Here is a 2,040-nt window from a genome sequence, read left to right on the forward strand (position 1 = left end):
GAAGCGAACCGGGGGAACTGAAACATCTAAGTACCCCGAGGAAAAGAAATCAACCGAGATTCCCCCAGTAGCGGCGAGCGAACGGGGAGCAGCCCAGAGTCTGAATCAGCATGTGTGTTAGTGGAAGCGTCTGGAAAGTCGCACGATACAGGGTGAAAGTCCCGTACACAAAAGTGCATGTGTTGTGAACTCGAAGAGTAGGGCGGGACACGTGGTATCCTGTCTGAATATGGGGGGACCATCCTCCAAGGCTAAATACTCCTGACTGACCGATAGTGAACCAGTACCGTGAGGGAAAGGCGAAAAGAACCCCGGCGAGGGGAGTGAAAAAGAACCTGAAACCGTGTACGTACAAGCAGTGGGAGCACCCTTTGGGGTGTGACTGCGTACCTTTTGTATAATGGGTCAGCGACTTATATTCTGTAGCAAGGTTAACCGAATAGGGGAGCCGAAGGGAAACCGAGTCTTAACTGGGCGTTAAGTTGCAGGGTATAGACCCGAAACCCGGTGATCTAGCCATGGGCAGGTTGAAGGTTGGGTAACACTAACTGGAGGACCGAACCGACTAATGTTGAAAAATTAGCGGATGACTTGTGGCTGGGGGTGAAAGGCCAATCAAACCGGGAGATAGCTGGTTCTCCCCGAAAGCTATTTAGGTAGCGCCTCGTGAATTCATCTTCGGGGGTAGAGCACTGTTTCGGCTAGGGGGTCATCCCGACTTACCAACCCGATGCAAACTGCGAATACCGAAGAATGTTATCACGGGAGACACACGGCGGGTGCTAACGTCCGTCGTGAAGAGGGAAACAACCCAGACCGCCAGCTAAGGTCCCAAAGTCATGGTTAAGTGGGAAACGATGTGGGAAGGCACAGACAGCCAGGATGTTGGCTTAGAAGCAGCCATCATTTAAAGAAAGCGTAATAGCTCACTGGTCGAGTCGGCCTGCGCGGAAGATGTAACGGGGCTAAACCATGCACCGAAGCTGCGGCAGCGACACTATGTGTTGTTGGGTAGGGGAGCGTTCTGTAAGCCGTTGAAGGTGTACTGTGAGGTATGCTGGAGGTATCAGAAGTGCGAATGCTGACATAAGTAACGATAATGCGGGTGAAAAACCCGCACGCCGGAAGACCAAGGGTTCCTGTCCAACGTTAATCGGGGCAGGGTGAGTCGACCCCTAAGGCGAGGCCGAAAGGCGTAGTCGATGGGAAACAGGTTAATATTCCTGTACTTGGTGTTACTGCGAAGGGGGGACGGAGAAGGCTATGTTAGCCGGGCGACGGTTGTCCCGGTTTAAGCATGTAGGCGGAGGTTCCAGGTAAATCCGGTACCTTATTAACGCTGAGGTGTGATGACGAGGCACTACGGTGCTGAAGTAACAAATGCCCTGCTTCCAGGAAAAGCCTCTAAGCATCAGGTAACACGAAATCGTACCCCAAACCGACACAGGTGGTCAGGTAGAGAATACCAAGGCGCTTGAGAGAACTCGGGTGAAGGAACTAGGCAAAATGGTGCCGTAACTTCGGGAGAAGGCACGCTGATATGTAGGTGAAGTGATTTACTCATGGAGCTGAAATCAGTCGAAGATACCAGCTGGCTGCAACTGTTTATTAAAAACACAGCACTGTGCAAACACGAAAGTGGACGTATACGGTGTGACGCCTGCCCGGTGCCGGAAGGTTAATTGATGGGGTTATCCGTAAGGAGAAGCTCTTGATCGAAGCCCCGGTAAACGGCGGCCGTAACTATAACGGTCCTAAGGTAGCGAAATTCCTTGTCGGGTAAGTTCCGACCTGCACGAATGGCGTAATGATGGCCAGGCTGTCTCCACCCGAGACTCAGTGAAATTGAACTCGCTGTGAAGATGCAGTGTACCCGCGGCAAGACGGAAAGACCCCGTGAACCTTTACTATAGCTTGACACTGAACACTGGTCCTTGATGTGTAGGATAGGTGGGAGGCTTTGAAGTGTGGACGCCAGTCTGCATGGAGCCATCCTTGAAATACCACCCTTTAATGGCTGGTGTTCTAACGTAGACCCGT

At 52.1% G+C, this 2,040-nt stretch carries 1 rRNA gene; it reads left to right on the forward strand.

The window, feature by feature from the left end:
* Positions 1–2,040, forward strand: a 23S ribosomal RNA gene (locus tag FDW94_RS10135); the annotation flags it as partial.

This window comes from Citrobacter sp. wls757 (assembly GCF_005280935.1).
GTDB lineage: Bacteria > Pseudomonadota > Gammaproteobacteria > Enterobacterales > Enterobacteriaceae > Citrobacter > Citrobacter portucalensis.